This window comes from Streptomyces sp. NPDC059718 (assembly GCF_042733315.1).
In the GTDB taxonomy this organism is placed as follows: Bacteria; Actinomycetota; Actinomycetes; order Streptomycetales; family Streptomycetaceae; genus Actinacidiphila.
Genome location: NZ_JBHWGA010000141.1, coordinates 1 through 1,381 on the forward strand (window position 1 = coordinate 1; position 1,381 = coordinate 1,381).

2 protein-coding genes are annotated in these 1,381 nt (G+C 67.8%); both read left to right on the forward strand.

Annotated elements, in window-relative coordinates; all coding sequences use genetic code 11:
• Positions 1-115: 115 nt before the first annotated feature.
• Positions 116-559 carry a HEAT repeat domain-containing protein gene (locus ACFV3E_RS46715; RefSeq protein ID WP_500542640.1) on the forward strand — a complete coding sequence of 148 codons (444 nt, stop codon included), beginning with the start codon at positions 116-118 and terminating at the stop codon, positions 557-559.
• Positions 560-747: 188 nt separating this feature from the next.
• On the forward strand, positions 748-1,245 hold the full coding sequence (locus ACFV3E_RS46720) for an IS3 family transposase (RefSeq protein ID WP_500542642.1): 498 nt from the start codon (positions 748-750) through the stop codon (positions 1,243-1,245).
• The last annotated feature ends 136 nt before the right edge of the window (positions 1,246-1,381 follow it).

The window sequence follows — 1,381 nt, forward strand, 5'->3', positions numbered from 1 at the left end:
ACCACCCCGCCCAAACCAGCGCAGCACACTGCGTCGATCCACAGGCCAACCACGTCATGACTTCACTCGACCGAGTGAAGATCACCAACAGCATCCCGAATGTGAGACAGAGCCGTTGGCTGGACAGACCCCCGCCCGGGGCCTGAGCATCATCGACTTCGGCGGGACCAAGTACTTCGGCCTGGTCGCCGACGCGGCCTGCGACCCGGAGCCGCGGGTGCGCGCCCACGTGATGAGCACCCTGAGCACCATCTTCGGTACGGGTGATCCCACACGGGCCCGGGCCCTTCTGATCACCGGCACAGACGATGCGGCGCCCGAGGTCAGGAGCGCAGCCGTGGCAGCCCTCGGCTCGTCGCGCGACGATACGTTCACCGACATCCTGGTGGCCCGCGCTGACGACATCGACCCCGGGGTCCGGTTCTGGCTCGCATGGTCGCTGGCTCGAAGGCCGGCCTCAAACGCCCGCGCCGCGCTCGAACGACTCACGACGGATGATGACGCGGACGTACGCGACGCCGCACGTAAGGTCCTCGGGTTGCCGCCCAGTTCCCTCTGACTTCACGCGCCAAGCAGTTCGACGAGCTCGCAGTGTCGCCGCAGCTGCCTCGCAGCCCCAGGGGGCGGCCACGGACGGCCCCTCGACGGCACGAACACGGTGCACGTTCACGTGTACCCACCTGTGCACGTTGACCTGTACGCCGACACCTGTTCCGGCGGGACTTCACCGCGGCCGAACCGCCTGAAATACATGGGCGACATCACCTATCTCCCCCTGGAAAACGGGGAGTCCTCTACCTTGCGACTGTGCTGGACTGCTTCAGCCGCAAGGTCGTCGGCTGGTCGATCGCGGACCACATGCGCACGGGCCTGGTCGCCGACGCGCTGCGGATGGCAGCCTCGACCCGTGGCCGCCTGGAGGGCGCCGTGTTCCACTCCGACCACGGGGCGCAATACGGATCCCGGGCCTTCGCCGGCCTCTGCGACCAGCTCGGGGTCACCCAGTCGATGGGCGTGGTCGGCACCAGCGCGGACAACGCGGCCTGCGAAAGCTTCCACGCGTCCCTGAAACGCGAGACCCTCCGGGGCGCCCACGACTATGGCGACGCCGGCACCTGCCGCAGGACCGTTTTCGCCTGGCTGACCCGCTACAACACCCGCCGTCGGCACTCCGCGAACGGCCACCTCAGCCCCGACGAATACGAACGCCGACACCACACCGCTAAACTCACGCTCGCCGCGTGATCAATAACCGCCTGCCCACCTTCACGGGGGAAGGCCCGAGGACCTGCTGTCCGTTGTCGGTCAGCAGGGCGATCATCAGCGCGGCCCCGCCGGCATTGAGATCGATCGCCCAGGTCACTGGATCCCCCTCACTCAG